Genomic DNA, 16,429 nt, shown 5'->3' with positions numbered 1-16,429 from the left:
TGGCCTTCAGCCACCGCCTAGAAAGCCTGTTCAGCCGCTACCGCCCGGAGGTGGTGCGGGCCCAGATGAACCTCCTCACCTCCCACGACACCCCCCGCCTCCTTAGCCTCCTCAAGGGAAGCGTGGAGCGGGCCAGGCTGGCCTTGGCCCTCCTTTTCCTCCTACCCGGAAACCCTACGGTCTACTACGGGGAGGAGGTGGGCATGGAAGGGGGCCACGACCCCGAGAACCGGGGAGGTATGCTTTGGGAAACGGGCCGCTGGAAGGAGGAGATACGGCAAACCGTGCGGCGCCTGGCCCGCCTGCGCCAAGAACACCCCGAGCTCCGCAACGCTCCCTATGGGCGGGTCTACGCCGTGGATGGGCACCTGGCCTTCACCCGGGGCCCCTACCTGGTGGTGGTGAACGCCACCCCCGAGCCCTTCCGCCAGGACTTTCCCCTGCATGGGGCCTTGCCTCGAGGGGCCCAGGCCGTGGACCTGCTCTCCGGTCAAATCTGCACCCCCATGGGCGGACGCCTTTGCGGACCCGAGCTGCCCCCCTTTTCCTTGGCCGTCTGGGTGGAGGTCTAGGGCCAGACGCCCTCAAAGCGCAGAAGCCAGGCCTTAAGCCCCTCCTGCCCGGCAAACCCCCCCAGCCGCCCATCGGCGTGGATCACCCGGTGGGCGGGCACCAGGAGGAAAAAGGGCGAGGCCCGCAGCCCCGCCCCCACCGCCCTGGGGGATAGGCCAAGCTCCCGGGCCAGGCTGCCGTAGCTTTCCCTGCGCCCATAGGGGATCAGGCGCACCCGTTCGTAAAGGGCTACCCGCATGGGGGAAAGACCCTCATAATCTAGGGGGATATCCAGAAAGTCCGGCTTTGCCCCAGCGAAGTAGGCCAAAACCCTCTCCCGCACCGCTTCCGCCAAAGGCCCTCGAGCCTCGAGCCCCCGGGGGAAAAGGGCCGGCTCCAGAACCCGCACCCCCTGAGGGCCCACCTGGAGCCACAGGCCACCGATGGGGGTAGGAATCCACATGGCGCCTTAGCGGGAAGCCCAGGGGAGCCCCCCAGGTCCACCCAGCAGGAGGTCCGAAAGGAAGGTGCCGGAGAAGTAGTACCCCAGGATCTCCCGGTAGCCATACCCCGCCTCCGCCATGCCCTTGGCCCCCCACTGGGAAAGGCCCACCCCATGCCCTGCCCCCCGGCCCAAAGCCTCCCAACCCTTAAACTCCACCAAAGCCGAGGGCAGGCCCAGGTTGCGCACCAGCCGCTGGGCCTCAGGACCCCCTACCTCTACCCCGAGAAGCCTAAGCCGCCACACCCGGCCCGAGGGGCTCCTTTCCAGGACCAAGGGCGGCTCCTCCGACCTGGGGAGGTACCCCATGGCCCGCAGCACCCCTTCCGCCTTCTTCGGGCTCACGGTAAGCTGCCACTGGCTCCTCGGACCCCGGGCGTAAGGGTCAGGCCGCGGCCGCAGATAGGGAAGGGCCCTTTGAAAGACCTCCTCGCTCCCTGCGGTCATGCCCCCGGAATCCGCATGGTAAAGGGCAGAAATAGCCTGCCCCTGGTAGCTCAACACCTTGCCCCAGGTAGCCCGCACCGCCTCCGTATGCCTGGCCTTCTCCGCTGGGATCCCCAGGTAGACCTGGCAGTTCTCGCTGGCGCAGAGGTCATACGCGGCCCGGGGATTCAAGCGGTTTACGGCGAAGGTCCGGGCCACCACCGCCTGGGCCTTGAGGGCCTCCAGGGGAAAGCTTTCGGGCATCTCGGCGGGAAGGACTCCCAAAAGGTAATCCTCCAAAGGCACCAGGTTCACCACCAAAAGCCTTCCCCCTTGGGCCAAAAGGCGCACCCCACCCCGGTAAGACCGCCCTTCCAGACGGAAATAGGGTCCAGGAAACTCCCAAAGGGGCTGGACCCTGCCCTCTACCCAGACCCCCTGGGGCAGGCTCCGGACCCGCACCACCCCCTGGAGTTCGGGTAGGAAGAGGGAAACCTCCCTTCCCTCCGCTATTTCCTGGAGCAGAACCCTGAGGGTAGGCCCCGCCGAGGCCTCCCCTTTAACCTCCTGGGCTTGGGCCAGGAAGGGGGCCAGCAAGACCCATACCAGGATGCCCTTTAACCCCTGCACCATACCTTGCCCCCATCCTACACCAGGAACTTAGCCCAAGACCAAGGTGGCCTTGCCCTGAAGAGGCGCTTCTTGGAGCCGGGGAAGGGCCTCGAGGTGGCGCAGGGCGTACATGGCAAAGGGATAGACCCGCTCCTGAGGCAAGCCCCGGGGAAGAAGGTGCCGCTTTAGGCGTTCCAAGTGGTGGAGGAGGACGGCATCCCGGGCCATGCGGGTGCGAAGGAGCTTCTTCAAAAGCCTTTCCCCTTCCCCCCTTAGGCGTGCCCCATACCGGCGGAAGGGCCTCTCCAAGGTGGGCTCCAAGGCCCTGGCCCTTTCGCCCAAGGCCTCCACCTCCTCCACAAGGCGCAAAAGCTCCGCCTCCAACTCCCTAAACTCCTCCAGCACCCCCCTCACCGCATCCAAAAAGGCCTCCTCCCCCCTTTCCCCAAAGGCCCAGGGGTCTAGCCGGTACCTCTTCAGGATGCGCCCAAGGGGAGGCTCCAACACCAGGGCCCTTAGGCGGAGGAAGAGGGCGGGCATAGGTACGCCATAGAGGGCGTAAACCCGGGAAAGCTCCGCCACATAGCGAAACTCGTTGGGCCCCACCACGAAGCCCGCTGTGGGCAACACCAGGTCCTGGAACACCGGCCTGAGCCCTGCGGCCGGGGTGAGGCGGCTGGGATCCGCCCAAAGAAGCTCCAAAAGCTCCTTCTTACTGTAGCGGCGTACCCCGTCGGTAAAGGTCCCGGCCTCGTAAAAGAGAAGCCTGCGCCCGTCGGTTTCTAGAAACAGGTTGGTGGCCCCTGGCTTACGCCGCAAAGGCGGCTTCCCCCCTAGGGTGCGGATGCGCTCCGCTTCCTGGTTGATGGCCTGGGCGCTTGCGGTAGGGTCTTCCAGCTCCCTTTCCAAGGCTTCCCGAAAGAGGGGCGCAAGCTCCTCGGCCATGGGGTCAAAGGGGATGAGGCCCCGGGGGCCCAGGAAGGCCAAAAGGGTACGGGCGAAGAACTCCGAAAGGGTGGCTCCCTCCAGGGCGTAGGCCACCCGGGAATCCCGGGCCCAAGGCCCCAAAAACTCCACCAGGGCCTTCCGGTAAGGGGCCAGGGAAAGGCGCCCTGCGGGCAGGGACGGCAGGGGCAGGGAAAGGGTGCGCACCTCCTCCTCCACCAGGAGGTGGAGGTGGCGCACCTCCTCCACATCGTGGTCCTGGGAGGCTACCCAGAAAAGGGCAGCCGCTCCCACCTTCTCCGCCAGTCCCAAGGCGGTATGGGCCTTATAGAAGGTGAGGGCCGGCCCCCCAAGGAGCCCCGCTTGCTGGCCCGTGACCACGGCCCCCCTCCCCAGACCCTCCAGGGCCGCAAAGACCTCCGGCGGCGCCTGGAGGCGCTTTAGGTAGGCTTCCAGGGCTGGGCGAAGATGGGGATGGCCCCTCCGGCCCAAACGCTCCCTGAGCGCCTCCTCCCCTTGGGGCAAACCCAGGAGGTGGGCCAAGGCCTGGATCTCCATGCCTCCAAGCCTATAGGGGTTCGGCAAGGCGGGCAAGGGCCTGGGGTTCCCGGACCTCCACCCGGCGGTAACCCAGGTCCACCAGGCCCGAAAGGGCCCACTCCCCCAGGAGCTTGGTCACGGTCTCCCGGGTGGCTCCCACCATGCGGGCCAGGTCCTGGTGGGAAAGGGCCACCTCCCCCTTTGCGCCCAACCTTAGGAGAAGCCGGGCCAGGCGCTGGCTCACGGAGAGGTGGTGCAGCTGCCAAAGCCGTTCCTCTGCCTCCTTCAGCCGGGCATACAGGGCCTCGAGGAGGAAGCGCTCCACCTCGGGAAAACGCGCCCGCAAGGAGGCCAGGGCTTCCTGGGGGGCGAAGAGGAACTCGGCGTAGGTTAAGGCGGTGGCCCCCGACGTGCGCTTCCTCCCCCCCACCAAAGCCTCTTCCCCAAAAAGCCCCCCGGGCCCCACCACCCCCAAGGTGGCGGGCTCCCCTTCCGCCGAGCGGGGCCCTTCCAGCCAGATAAGCCCTTCCCGCACCAGGTACACCCCGTCCGCCCGATCCCCTAAGGCGTAGAGGGGGGTGCCCCGCAAGGCCCTTTTGGGTTGGAAGATCCTGGCTGCCTCCCGCCGGGCCTCGAGGGAAAGCTCCTGGAACATGCCCCAAGTCTACAAAAAGAGGGGGGCCTTGGAGGCAGGCAAAAGCCCCCGGGCCTCGGCCTCGGCAAAAAGCCGGGCCACGGCCTTTTCCCCTTCCTCCCCCACCTCCCGGCTGAACTCGTTCACGTAGGTCCGCACATGGGCCCAGATGACCTCCTCGGAGAGCTCCTGGGCGTGGGCCTTCAGGTAGGGAAGGGTTTCCTCAGGGTGGGCCCAGGCGTATTCCAGGCTCCGCCGCACCGCTTCGTCCAGGGAGCGTATCAGGTCCTCCCCCAGGTCCCGCCGGGCCAGGATGCCCCCCAGGGGAAGGGGCAGGCCCGTCTCCCCCTCCCACCACTCCCCCAGGTCTACCAGCTTCGCCAGCCCGTACTGGGGATAGGTGAAGCGGCTTTCGTGGATGATGAGCCCCGCCTCCACCTCCCCTTGGGCCACCAAGGGGAGAATCCGGTCGTAGCGCACCTCCACCGGCTCAAACCCTTCCGCATACAGGGAAAGGAGCAAAAAGGCGGTGGTGTTCTGCCCCGGGATGGCCACCCTGGCCCCCCTTAGGCCCTTTAGGGGTTTTCGGGCCACCACCAAGGGGCCTACCCCTCTTCCCAGGGCCCCCCCGCTCCTTAGGGCCACGTACCGCTCCCGCACCCGGCCATAAGCGGCATAGGAGAGCTTGGTCAGGGGAAGCCTGCCCTCAAAGGCCCAGCGGTTTAGGGTTTCCACATCCTCCAAGACCGCCCTTACCGGCAAGGGACTCTCCACGAGGCCGTGGGTCAGGGCGTAGAAGATGAAGGTGTCGTTGGGGCAGGGGGAGTATCCCAGCTCTAAGGCGCCCATAGGCCTTACTGTACCCCTTTAAGGGCCTTTTTAAAGAGCTCGGGGGCAAAGGCCTTAAGGGCCCTAAGGAACCCCGTGGTCCCCCGGGCCCGCCCGGGGATCACATGGACCGGCACCCCCAGGCGTTCCGCCTCGAGGCGCACGGGCTCGGAGAAGTCGTGCCCCACGTAGCTGGACACGATCATAAGGCCATGGGCCTTTTCCAGGCGGTTTTGGATGCGCCTTAAGGCCTCTTTTCCTACCCCGGCCGTGTCGGCATCAAACCAGTCCACCTTAAGGCCCCGGGCCTCGAGGAGGGGAACCAGCCGGCTCCTAAGCTGCGTATGCCCGCCCACCACCAAAAGGTGCTCCCCGTGGAACTGGGGAATACCCTCCTGGAGGAGCTCCTCCTTGGTTTCCGGCAGGGCCTCGGGGCTTTCCCCCAAGGCCTTAAGGCCCCGGGCCACCGCCCTAAGCTCCTCCAAATAGAGGGATAGGCTTTCGTCGTGGGGCCTCAGGAATAGGAGGTTCCTCAGGACCTCCCGGGAAAGCTCCAGGTCCTTTTCCCGGTATAGGACCACCTCCAAGGCCTTTTGCCAGTACTCCGCCGCCTTTCCCCAGTTGCCCTGGGCCTCGTGGTGTTCCGCCAGGTCAAAGAGCACCTCCAGGGCCTGGGGGTGGGCCCTAAGCTCTTCCAAGAGCAGGGCCTCCACCTCCCCCGCCCGCCCTTCCCCATACAAAGCCGCCAGGTACTGCCCCCGCACCTCGCTGGCCTCGGGGCTTTCCCGAAAGGCGCGGGAAAGGCGGTAGCCCAGGGCCAAAAGCTCCAGGGGAGGCCTGGGGGTGCGGCCCAAGGCCTGGTAGAGGAGGTTAAAGGCCGCCCAGGGCCCCTCCAGCCTCTCCAAAAGGGCCAGTAGCCCCAGGAGGTCCGCCTCGGCCACCTCGCTTAGCCCCGCATCCCGGGCCCGGGAAAGGAGCTCCCGGGCCAGGACCTCCTCGCCCCCCTTGAGGGCCTCTTGGGCCAGGCTGAAGAGGTAGGGGGCGGGGTAGGCCCGTAGGGCATGGGCCCGCTTGTGGTCCCCCAGGACCTCCTTAAGGGGCCGCCTAAGGGCCCGCTTCACCTGGGCCAGGTGGTGGTAGGCCAGGCCCGCCACCTCCCCTTCCCCCCGCTCCGCCGCCCGCTCCAAAAGGCGCAGGGCCTCCAGGTAGCGTCCTTCCCGCTCGCGGAGCATGCCCAGAAGGAGGAGGGCCTCGGAGATCTCCGCCCGGGCCAAGGCCTCCGTGAGGTAGGGTTCCACGGACTTGAGGTCGTCCAGGGGCCGCACCTCGAGGGGCGAACGCACCCTTAGGGCCACCAGGGCCAGCCCCAAAAAGCCCTGGGCCTCGTCCAGGTCGGCAAGCCTCCGGGCGTACCGCTCCGCCCGGGCAAAAAGCCCCTGGATCAGGGCCGCCCTAAGGCCAAGCCGGAGCATCTCCCGGGTCAGGAGGCTTGGGGAGAGGTCCTCCACGAACTCCGCCCGGCGGCTTACCTCCGCCCACTCCCCTTCCCGGGCAAAGCGGCGCATGCGCTCGGTGATCCTTTCCAAGGCCTCCCGCACATACCCTTCCGCCTCGGGCAGGCCCGATTCCACAAACTGCCTCAAGGCGTCCGCATACCGGCCCAGGCTCAGGTAGACCCGGCCCAGGTAAATGCGGTACCGGCCGCCTCTTCCCGCCAGGGCCTCGAGGCGGGGCCTGGCCCTCTCGTACTCCCCGAGCTCCACCAGGACCATGGCCCTAAGGTCCTCCGCCTCCTCGGAAAGGGCCCGCCTTAAGGCCTCCTCCGCCTCCGCGTACCGGGAAAGGGCAAAAAGGGCCCGCCCCCTCAAGAAGGCGGCCTCCCCTTCCACCCCCTCCGCCAGGCGGGCCAGGACCTCGGCATACCGCCCCGCCTCCAAAAGCGCCCGCACCTCGGCAAGATCCTCCACCTGGGCCAAAACGGGAACCTGGGTCGGCTTTTCCAACTCCAAGGGAACCTCCTCCTGGAGCCAGGCCTCCTCCAAAAGCTCCGGCCTCCTCGCCAGCACCAGGAAGTACTCCCCTTCCCCCACCCGCTCCACCCCGTAAAACCCCAGGTGCCTTAGCCCCTCCTCCACCCCTTCCGGGCTCTTGCCCAAAAAAGGGCCGTGGCCGTAGACGAGAAGCCCCCCGGGCTTGAGAAGCCGGGCGAAGAGGGGCAGGCGGGCAAAGAAATCAAAGCGTTTCCAGAAGGCGGGGGCCTCGAGGCGGCTTTCCAGCTCCTGGTCCACAAAGCCCTCGGGGAACACGGAAAGGAGAAGCAGGGTGTCAAAGGGGGGAAGCTCCGCCTCCTCCGCCCAGGCGGCGTGCCAGGCCACCTCCGGCACCCGCTTCCTCCCCACTTCCACCACCTCCTCCACCCCGTCCAAGGCCACAAAGGAGAGTTCCGGGCGTTTCCCCTTCAGATACCCCACCAAGGCCCCGGTGAAAGCCCCCACCTCCAGCACCCTTCCTTCCAGCCTCGAGGGCACCTCCTTGGCATAGAACTCCAAAAAGGGAAGGTGCATGCCGTAGACCAGGGCCTCCCCCTTGGGCACCTTGAGGATTTCCCGGTAAAAACTTCGCACCGCCTCCTTCCCACCTCCGGAAAGGTAGGCCCGCCAGGCCTTGAGGAGGGGCTCCCGCTTGGCGGGGCTTCCCACCCTTTTGGCCAGCTCGGCCTCAAAGCGCCCCGGGGAAACCGGCCCCAAAACGCCGAACCGCTCCTTCAGGTAAAGCCTTAGCTCATCGGGCATTTGCCGGAAGTTTACCAAAGGGAAGGGAGGTTGGTCCAGCTAAACCCCCCGCCCAGGCATAACCCCAGGCGGGGGAAGCTTTAGCCTAGACTAAGCAGGCACCCGGGCGGTAAAGAGCTCGGCGTAGCGCCTTTTGGCCCGCATGGGGGCCCGGTGCCACACGTAGGAGGCCAGAAGGGGAAAGGCCAAGGTGGCCTCGGCGAAGACCATCTGGGAAAGGGCGGCGTCCACCTTACCCCAGCTTTGCGCCTCGGAAAGGGTGGAACCGGAAAGCCCCCCGTCCCGCTCATCGGCCACGGTGATCTGGATGGCGTACTTGTGCATCTCCACCTGGTGGCCCAGAACCTCCGCGGCCACCACGATGTCCTGGGCGAAGTTCTTGGGCACCCCACCCCCCAGCATCACCAAGCCGGTGGTGCCGGCTTTCAGCTTGATCTCCGTAAGCTCGCGGAAGTCGGCCACGGAGTCAATGGTCACGTGGGCCTTGGGGTTTTTCACCTGGTGGTAGACCAGGCCGAAGCCGGCGGAGGAGTCGGAGAAGGCGGGGACGAAGATGGGCACCCCCTCCTCGTAGGCGGCCCGCACGATGCTCCCTTCCCCCAGGCCCCTTTCCACCAGGTAGCGGCCCATGTGCCAGATGAACTCCCGGCTGGAGTAGGGCCTAGGCTCCAGGGAATCGGCGATCTCGGCGATGGTGTAGTCGGTGTGGCGGAGCTCTTCCTCGTCAATGTAGGTGTCGTAGATGCGGTCAATCCAAAGGCGCCTTAAGGTTTCGTCGTCGGCCTTGGGGTCCCCCTGGTAATGCCGGTGGCCCAGGGCCTCAAAGAAGTCCTGGTCCACGATGTTGGCCCCGGTGGCCACGATGGCGTCCACCAGGCCCTTCCTTATGAGGTCGTGGATGATGAGGCCTTGCCCCGCAGACACCAGGCTCCCCGCCAGGGTAAGGATGACGGCGGCGTCGTCCTCCAGCATGCGCAGGTAGATCTCCGCCGCCCGGTGGAGGTTTCTCGCCTGGAAGGCGGTCTTGCCCATGGCCTCGAGGATGGGCCCGGCGTCAAAGGCCTTGATGTCCATGGGGACCACGGGCGTAGAGAGGAGTTCCTTCTTCTCCATCATGCTCCTTTCTACGCGGGGTGGGCGTCGGGCGGCTCCCCCCTTGTTCGCGCCCCCTGCCTTTAGGGCAGGACTTCCAGTATACCACCCCCAGCGATGGGGGGGTAGACCTCCAAGGGGCCTTCCACCTCCTCCTCCAGCCCCACCGCCTTCTCCCCCACCGCCAAAAGCCAAACCTCCTCCAGGGGAATGGAAAGCTTCTCCAGGGCCTCCTTGGGCGTCTTGGCCTCCACCTCCAGGACCTCCCCAAAGCGCCTTAAATCCCCGTGAAGAATCACCTGCATCAATACCCCTCCAAAACCACATTCCTCAAAGGCTCCCCCCGCAGATACCGCCCCACCTGGTCCGCCAAAAACCGGGCCGCCCGGCGGTGGAACCCTTGGGAAAGCCCGGCCACGTGGGGGGTGATGAGGACCCCCGGGGCCCGCCAAAGGGGGTGGTCGGGCGGTAAGGGCTCGGGGTCGGTGACGTCCAAAGCCGCCCGAACCCTTCCCTCCCCTAGGGCCGCTAAAAGGGCCTCCGTGTCCACCACCGGCCCCCGGCCCGCGTTCACCAAGAGGGCCCCTGGCTTCATCCGGGAGAGGAACTCCCGGTCCACCAGCCCCCGGGTTTCGGGGGTAAGGGGAAGGAGGACCACCACCGCATCCACCTGGGGCAGGAGGTAGGGGAGGTCCTGGGGGGTGTAAACCCCAGGGCGGGCGTGCTTGGCCACGGGAAGCACCTCCACCCCAAAGGGCCTAAGCCGCTCCTCCACCGCCTTGCCGATGGAACCATAGCCCAAGAGGAGGACCCGCTGGCCCTCGAGGTCCGGAAGCACCCTGGGGGCCCAGCGCCCCTCCCCTTGGGCCCGGAAAAAGGCCGGCAGGTCCTTGAGGAGGGCCAAAAGGCTCATCCCCACCCATTCGGCCACGGGAACGTCGTGGATGCCCGAGCCATCGCAAAGCACCACCCCTTCGGGCAGGAGGGGCAGGATCCAGTCCACCCCGGCGGAAAGGGTCTGGACCACCTTCACCTCCACCCTTTCCAGCACCTGCCGCACCACCTCCTCCTGGCCAAAGGGGGGCAGGAAGAAGTCGGCGGTCTCCGGCCAGGGCTCATCCAGATGGCGCACCTCCACCCCCTCGGGCAAGAGGGCGAAGACCTCCTCCCTAAGTCTGGGAGTCAACAGGACCACGCTAGCCTTCCGGCCCATCACGGCACACCTCCATATAGACATCCTCCTGCCCTTTAGGCCCCGGGCCCAGGCCCACCTGGCGGAAGCCGGCCTTCTCAAAGGCCCGCCGGGCCCTTTGGTTGTGGGCGAAGGTGCGGAGCTTCACCCGTTTTAGGCCCAAGGGCCCAAAGGCATAGGCCAAGGCCGCCCGCACCGCCTCGGTACCGTAGCCTTGGCCCCAGCGGTCCTTCCGCCCGATGAGGATGCCCAAGGTGGCCTCCTCCGGGGTGAGGTCGTAAAGCTCGAGGGTGCCCAAGTACTCCCCCTTTTCGTCCAAGATGACGAAGGCCATACGGTCCTTGCGGCGCATCTCCGCCAGGACGAAGCGCTTGAAAAGCCAAAAGGGGGAGCGCAAGGGGCTGGAACCGTTCCACTCCGCCACCTCAGGGTCGCGAAAGGTTTCGTAAAGCCCCTTCCACTCCTCCTCGGTAAGCCCTGCGCTGAAGGGCTTCAGGGTCACGCGGCCGTACTGGGGCCAGTCCACACCAAATAGCCTAACGGGGGCTAAGGGTAAAGTCCCCGGAGAGCCCTGGCCTCGAGGACCCGGGTGGCGGCCACCACATAGGCGGCGGTGCGCAAGGGAATCCCCTTCTCCTGGCTCACCTGCCACACCGCCTCAAAGGCGTTGCGCAAGACCCTCTCCAGGCGGGCGTTGATCTCCTCCTCCGTCCAGAAGTAGGAGTTGAAGTCCTGCACCCACTCAAAGTAGCTCACCGTCACGCCCCCGGCGTTGGCGATCACGTCGGGCACCACCAAGACCCCCTTCTCCAGGAGGATGTCGTCGGCGGCGGGGGTGGTGGGGCCGTTGGCCCCCTCCACCACCACCTTGGCCTGGATGCGCCAGGCGTTATGCTCCGTGATCTGGCCCTCCAAGGCCGCAGGGACAAGGAAATCGGTAGGCACCGCCCAAAACTCGGGATTGGGCATGGGCTCCGCCTTGGGGTAGCCCCGCACCCCCCCGAACTCCGCCACGTGCTTGAGGAGGTCGTAAGGATCTATCCCCGCCTCGTTGTAGATGGTGCCCGTGTGGTCCTGGACGGCGATAATCCGGGCCCCGTGGTCGTGGAAGATGCGGGCCGCCGCATTCCCCACGTTGCCAAAACCCTGGAGGGTCACCCGGCTTCCGTCAATGGGAAGGCCGATCTTCTCCGCCGCCGCCCTGGCGGTGACGAACACCCCCCGGCCCGTGGCATCCCGCCTCCCCAGGGAACCCCCGAGGGCGATGGGCTTCCCCGTCACCACCCCCGGCACGGTGCGGCCCACGTTCATGGAAAAGGTGTCCATCATCCAGGCCATCTCCCGCTCCCCGGTGTTCACGTCGGGGGCGGGGATGTCCCGGTCCGGACCCAGGAGGATGCCGATCTCCGAGGTGTAGCGGCGGGTCAGGCGCTCCAGCTCCCCTGGCGAAAGCCTTTTGGGGTCCACCCGCACCCCCCCCTTGCCGCCCCCATAGGGCAGGCCCACGGCGGCGTTTTTAATGGTCATCCAGGCCGCCAAGGCCATGACCTCGGAAAGGGTCACCTCGGGGTGGAAACGCACCCCGCCCTTGGCCGGCCCCCGGGCGGTGTTGTGGTGGACCCGGTAGCCCTCAAAGTAGGCCACGGTGCCGTCGTCCAGGTGGATGGGCACGTCCACGATCAGGACCCGCTTAGGCCTTTTTAGGCTTTCCGCCAAGGGGGCATACCGCCCCAGGTAGGGGACCACCCGGTCCACCTGCTCCACGAAGATCTCCCAAGGTCCGCCGTCTTTGCCCAGGTAGGAAAGGGGTTCGCTCTTCATAGGCACTCCTTTAGGGGTAAACACCCCGAAGCCTGGTGGCCTCGTTGACCCGCTCCAGGGCCAGGGCCATGGCCCCGGTGCGCAGGTCGGTGGACAGGGCCTCCGCCCTTTGGCACACCTCGGCCACCGCCTTGGCCACGCTCTTGGCGAAGCTTTGCCGCACCTCCGACTCGCTCCAGAAGAACATGTTGAGGTCCTGCACCCACTCCAGATAGCTGGCCAGAAGCCCCCCGCCCCCCGTGAGGAGGTCCGGCACCACCAAAGCCCCCTTGCCCAAGAGGTAGGCCTCGGCCTCCGGAGTGAGGCCAAAGTTGGCGGCTTCCAGGACCACCGGGGCCCGCACTCCCTTGGCCAACTCCCCGTCCAAGGCCTCCTCGAGGGCCGCCAGCACCAGGTAGTCCACATCCAAGGCAAAAAGCTCCTCCGGGGCAAGGTCGTAGCGGGGAAGTTCCCCGGTGGCCTCGTAGTGGCGCAAGGCCTCGGCCACGGGGATGCCCCCTTCCGCGTACATGGCTCCCCGGGCCGTGGAGACCGCCACCACCTTAAGGCCCATCCTCTCGGCATGAAGGGCCAAGCTTCCCCCCACCTGGCCGAAGCCCTGCACCGCCACCTTAGCCCCCTCAAGGGGAAGCCCCCGGCGCCGGGAAAGCTCGGCCAGCACCAGGGCCACGCCAAGCCCTGCGGCCTCGTCCCGGCCCTCGCTACCCCCCAGGGCATGGGGCTTGCCCGTCACCACCCCGGGCACCGTGGAGCCCACGGTCATGGAGTAGGTGTCCATGATCCAGGCCATCGTCTGCTGGTCCGTACCCAGGTCGGGGCCCAGGATGTCTATGTCGGGGCCGATGAGATTCACCAGCTCCGCGGTGTAGCGGCGCACCAGGCGCTCAAGTTCCCTAGGGGAGAGAAGCCTGGGGTCGGCGGCTATCCCCCCCGCCGCCCCGCCAAAGGGCAGGTCGTAAACGGCGGCCTTCAAGGTCATCCAGGCGGCCAGCCCCGCGGTCTGGCCCAGGGTAACCCGGGGGTGGATGCGGACCCCCCCCTTGGCCGGCCCCCGGGCGATGTCGTGCACCACCCGGTAGCCCTGGAAAACCCGCACCTTGCCGTCATCCATGACCACGGGTAAGGAAACCGTCACCAGGCGCTTGGGGTGGGCCAGGTACTCCACCGTGGTGGGGTGGATGTCCACCACCTTTAGGGTTCTCTCTAGCCTCCCCAGGAAGGCCTCCCAAAGGCCGGGGTCTTCCGGAGGGCGATAGGCGGGAAGGCTCATACCATCACCGAGGGGATTATACCCCGCCCAAAAGGAAAACCCGGCCCACCTAAGGGTGAGAACGGGGAGGTAGGTCCTACCGCGCCACCCTCAGAAAAAGCGCTCCCCTTCCTTGAGGGCCAAACTCCGAAGGGCCTCCTTATAGGGAGAGGCGGGCAGGGGCGCAAGGGCCTCAGCCGCCATCAAGGCCCTTTCCCGAATGCGCCTTTCCACCTCCTGGGCTACCCCGCTCTCCCGGGCCAGGGTGCGCAGCCGCTCTAAATCCCCCTCTTCCCTTCCCTTTCGCCTCAGGATCTCCCGCACCTCGGGGAAGCGCTCCATCAAGAGCAGGGTGATAAGGGTGGCCTTGCCCTCCCGCACGTCCCCACCCACGGGCTTGCCCAAGGCCTCAGGGGTACCCATCAGGTCCAGGTAGTCGTCCCGCATCTGGAAAGCCTGGCCGTAGAGGAGGCCGAAGCGGGCCAGGGCCTCCCGCTCCTCCCCATCCACGCCCAAGAGGAGGGCCGGCCCCTCGGTGCAAAGCTCCATGAGGGCCGCCGTCTTGGCGGTGATGATCCGCTCGTAGTTCTCCAGGGAGTAGTCCTCGAGGGCGGCCACCTGGAACTGCAAGACCTCCCCCTCGCTCAGGGTCTTGGCCACCTGGGCGAAGCGCTCCACCAGCTCCATCCGCCCGGTCTTGGCGATCACGTGGAGAAGCCGGGAAAGCAGGAAATCCCCCGAAAGGACGGAAACCGCATTCCCGTACCGGCGAAACGCCGCTTCCTTGCCCCGGCGGGTCTCGGCGTCGTCAATGAGGTCGTCGTGAAGGAGGGTGGCGGAGTGCAAAAGCTCCACCGCCAATGCCAGCTCCATCTCAAAGGGGGCGCCCCCCAAGGCCCTCGAGGCCAAGAAAACCAAGCGGGGCCGGATGCGCTTGCCCCCCGCCGTCACCAGGTCCTGGTGGATGAGGCGCACGAAGAGGACGTCAGACTGCACCAGTTGGGACAAGGCCTCCTCAAAGCGGAGAAGGGGGGCCTCGAGGTCAGGAAGGACCGTCACGCCCTTCAGTATAGACCCTGGGCCCCGGGTTTCCCCAGGGCCCAGGCTTCAGCTCTCTTACGGCAAGAAGTGGACCAGGATACCACCGGTTAAAGTGGAGGTAGAGGTAGACCCAGCCCTGTAAACAACCTCAGCAGTAATGACCCGATCTCCCGACTTCGTGGGATCATGGCCGGGCACTGAAACGGAAGTATCCCAGACGTATACAAATACCTGCGAGTCATCCCCGGCACTCTGTCGCGTAGCCGATCCTATCCGCACACCATTGATGTACACATCAACCTGGTTGACAGTCACCCCCGGTGGCAACGTTCCATTCACCCCCACGGTAATGCTAACTATTTCACGCCCCGCTCCCGGCCCAACCTCATCACCATCCCTGGGGGTCGTAATCACGAAGACGGAGGCTACTTCCACCGGAATGACAGCGGTAGCCAAAGAGCCCGCAACATCCTCCACCTCAACCTTAAGGATGTAGCTCCCGGGCGAGACACGAAGGAGGTTCCAACCCAGACTATACACATTGCCCGACACGCTCGGCGAGCCAGGAATCTTCGCCAAGGTGTTCAAATCCGGACCAAAGTAGAAATCCACCCGACTTACTGTACGGACGGCCCTAACCTCAGCCTGCAGATTCACAAAGCCGGCCAACCTCTGATTCGGCACCGGCGCAACCCACCAAATCGCGGGTTCGTTGGCCACCGTCACCGTAAGGGTGGCCTCCGAAGCGTTGCCCGCAGCGTCCACCGCCCGCGCCTTCAGGGTCACCGGCCCATCCGGGTAAGGCACCGTGTTCCAGTCCAGGGTGTAGGTGTCGGGCACCATCCCAGCCCCATCCTCACCCAGCTTCGTGGAGCCCGCAAAGAACTCCACCTTGGCCACGCCCACGTTATCCCTGGCCTCCACCTCCAGGGTCACCGTCCCCGACACCTGCGACCCGTCCGCCGGACGCCTCCACACCACCGTGGGCGCCGTGCGGTCTACGTTCTGAGAAGCGCTTGCTTCATTTCCCGCACGGTCCCTAGCCACAACTCGGAGGTTCACATCGCCTTGGGGAAGATCTTCCGGTCTCAGGCTAAACGTATAGACCCCATTGCCCAAAGGTGCAAAGGCGCCCAAATCTTTCGCCCCGGCAAACAACCGAACCTCAGCCACACCAGAGAGGGCATCCGTGACGCTTACCCGCACCTCTACTGTTTCCTGGCCCAAGGGCGTGGGAACCGAAACGAAACTAACACTTGGAGGGTCGCGGTCCAGGGTGAAGCGCACGGAATCGCCTGACCTTTCCACCGACCCCACCCAAGCCTTTGGCGTGAGGGTGTACACCCCGGAAGGAAGGGTGCTGGGCAGCGTCCCTTCCCATATACCCCCGCGCGGGGTAAGGGGGAGTGTACCGTTTTGAGGCCCCGTGTACGCCACCTCTACCCGGTCCACCCTTGCCCCAGGTCCAGTAGCGGTAGCGTTCACTTGAACCATTAAGGAGTTGGTAAAAGCGTCCTTGGCAGGACTTTTGATAGCAACACTTAGGTTGATGGTACTGGAAGAAGTGCCGGAACCTGGGCTGGATAGGTTGTTACAGCCAGCCAAAAGGGCTAAGCTCACGATACCTGCGAGAAACAAGCCCGTACGCATGGTTTCCACCCCCACCCCTACTTCAAAGGGTACTTAACCTGGTATTCCTGGACCCAGCGAACCACCCCGCCGTTGGATGTCGTCACGTACCAGGTGACCAGGTAACGCCAGTTAAGGGGAGCTCCCTGCTGGAGGTGCTCAGCCGCCACTTTGCCATCCAGGCTAAAGCGGAAGGGTTGGGACTGCTTGGAAACGTAAACCACCCGCCCCTCCGACTCTTCTCTTCCCGCAGGCACCTCCACCCCCACAAACCCACTCCCCAGGGAAGAGCCTGCAAACACTTCGTTCCCTGAGTCGTCTATTACCTGATACTCGTAGCGCTCCAAGTAGCCTCCAGGAGCCCCTGGGGCCACCTGCACATAGGCGTTATTGCCCACCACGGTAATCTTGCCCTGGTCATCCGCCTCGTAACCCAGCTGGGGAGGCTCAAGAAGCACCTGGTAGGGCTGTTGCAGGAAAACGTCCGAACAAGCGGGAAGCGTCAGCATCAAGGCCAAAACCCAAAAGATCCTAAATCCTTTCATAATCTCACCCCATCATCTCCTCGCGCCAC

General features: G+C 65.7%; 16 protein-coding genes. 1 reads left to right on the top strand and 15 read right to left on the bottom strand.

Going from position 1 to position 16,429, the window contains the following annotated elements; translation table 11 throughout:
- Positions 1-572, top strand: a 572-nt coding sequence (locus Q0693_RS04860) for an alpha-amylase family glycosyl hydrolase (protein ID WP_298629613.1), incomplete at its 5' end; no start/stop codon positions are given.
- Here the strand turns inward: Q0693_RS04860 and Q0693_RS04855 are convergent.
- The 15 genes from Q0693_RS04855 to Q0693_RS04785 all read right to left on the bottom strand — a co-directional run bounded on the left by Q0693_RS04855 (position 569) and on the right by Q0693_RS04785 (position 16,400).
- A complete protein-coding gene (locus Q0693_RS04855; RefSeq protein WP_298629612.1) occupies positions 569-1,015 on the bottom strand; it encodes a methylated-DNA--[protein]-cysteine S-methyltransferase in 447 nt (148 codons plus the stop codon). The genes Q0693_RS04860 and Q0693_RS04855 overlap by 4 nt on opposite strands.
- A 6-nt stretch (positions 1,016-1,021) precedes the next feature.
- Positions 1,022-2,113, bottom strand: a complete 1,092-nt coding sequence (locus Q0693_RS04850; RefSeq protein WP_298629610.1) for a SpoIID/LytB domain-containing protein — start codon at positions 2,111-2,113, stop codon at positions 1,022-1,024.
- A gap of 27 nt (positions 2,114-2,140) precedes the next feature.
- Entirely contained in the window at positions 2,141-3,595 is a 1,455-nt protein-coding gene (gene bshC, locus Q0693_RS04845) for a bacillithiol biosynthesis cysteine-adding enzyme BshC (protein ID WP_298629608.1), read from the bottom strand.
- Between the two features lie 10 nt (positions 3,596-3,605).
- Positions 3,606-4,232: a Crp/Fnr family transcriptional regulator gene (locus Q0693_RS04840; RefSeq protein WP_243031918.1), complete on the bottom strand. Its 627-nt coding sequence runs from the start codon at positions 4,230-4,232 to the stop codon at positions 3,606-3,608.
- Positions 4,233-4,241: 9 nt separating this feature from the next.
- On the bottom strand, positions 4,242-5,060 hold the full coding sequence (locus Q0693_RS04835; RefSeq protein WP_298629607.1) for a 1,4-dihydroxy-6-naphthoate synthase: 819 nt from the start codon (positions 5,058-5,060) through the stop codon (positions 4,242-4,244).
- 5 nt (positions 5,061-5,065) lie between these two features.
- Positions 5,066-7,831: a tetratricopeptide repeat protein gene (locus tag Q0693_RS04830; protein WP_298629606.1), complete on the bottom strand. Its 2,766-nt coding sequence runs from the start codon at positions 7,829-7,831 to the stop codon at positions 5,066-5,068.
- 90 nt (positions 7,832-7,921) lie between these two features.
- The gene (locus Q0693_RS04825; RefSeq protein ID WP_243029085.1) at positions 7,922-8,944 is read right to left on the bottom strand and encodes a deoxyhypusine synthase; all 1,023 of its coding nucleotides are present in this window, start codon (positions 8,942-8,944) and stop codon (positions 7,922-7,924) included.
- A 62-nt stretch (positions 8,945-9,006) separates the two neighbouring features.
- Positions 9,007-9,228 carry a hypothetical protein gene (locus Q0693_RS04820; protein WP_243031921.1) on the bottom strand — a complete coding sequence of 74 codons (222 nt, stop codon included), beginning with the start codon at positions 9,226-9,228 and terminating at the stop codon, positions 9,007-9,009.
- Positions 9,228-10,118, bottom strand: coding sequence for a 2-hydroxyacid dehydrogenase (locus tag Q0693_RS04815; RefSeq protein WP_298629616.1), 891 nt, complete (start codon positions 10,116-10,118; stop codon positions 9,228-9,230). The genes Q0693_RS04820 and Q0693_RS04815 overlap by 1 nt, the downstream gene beginning before the upstream one ends.
- A 1-nt stretch (position 10,119) precedes the next feature.
- Positions 10,120-10,641 (bottom strand): GNAT family N-acetyltransferase, encoded by a 522-nt coding sequence (locus Q0693_RS04810; protein ID WP_114312964.1) that lies wholly within the window; start codon positions 10,639-10,641, stop codon positions 10,120-10,122.
- Positions 10,642-10,661: 20 nt separating this feature from the next.
- Positions 10,662-11,936 (bottom strand): Glu/Leu/Phe/Val dehydrogenase, encoded by a 1,275-nt coding sequence (locus tag Q0693_RS04805; protein WP_298629605.1) that lies wholly within the window; start codon positions 11,934-11,936, stop codon positions 10,662-10,664.
- Positions 11,937-11,946: 10 nt separating this feature from the next.
- Positions 11,947-13,206: a Glu/Leu/Phe/Val dehydrogenase gene (locus Q0693_RS04800; protein WP_243032464.1), complete on the bottom strand. Its 1,260-nt coding sequence runs from the start codon at positions 13,204-13,206 to the stop codon at positions 11,947-11,949.
- Between the two features lie 90 nt (positions 13,207-13,296).
- Entirely contained in the window at positions 13,297-14,244 is a 948-nt protein-coding gene (locus tag Q0693_RS04795; protein ID WP_298629604.1) for a polyprenyl synthetase family protein, read from the bottom strand.
- Between the two features lie 57 nt (positions 14,245-14,301).
- Complete coding sequence (locus Q0693_RS04790) at positions 14,302-15,720, bottom strand: Ig-like domain-containing protein (RefSeq protein WP_298629615.1); 1,419 nt, start codon at positions 15,718-15,720, stop codon at positions 14,302-14,304.
- Positions 15,721-15,893: 173 nt separating this feature from the next.
- A complete protein-coding gene (locus Q0693_RS04785) occupies positions 15,894-16,400 on the bottom strand; it encodes a hypothetical protein (RefSeq protein ID WP_298629602.1) in 507 nt (168 codons plus the stop codon).
- Positions 16,401-16,429 lie beyond the last annotated feature (29 nt).

Source organism: uncultured Thermus sp., from assembly GCF_938010445.1.
Classification (GTDB): Bacteria; Deinococcota; Deinococci; order Deinococcales; family Thermaceae; genus Thermus; species Thermus altitudinis.
Note: the sequence above shows the minus strand (reverse complement) of the source record. Positions and strands in the feature narration are given on the sequence as shown.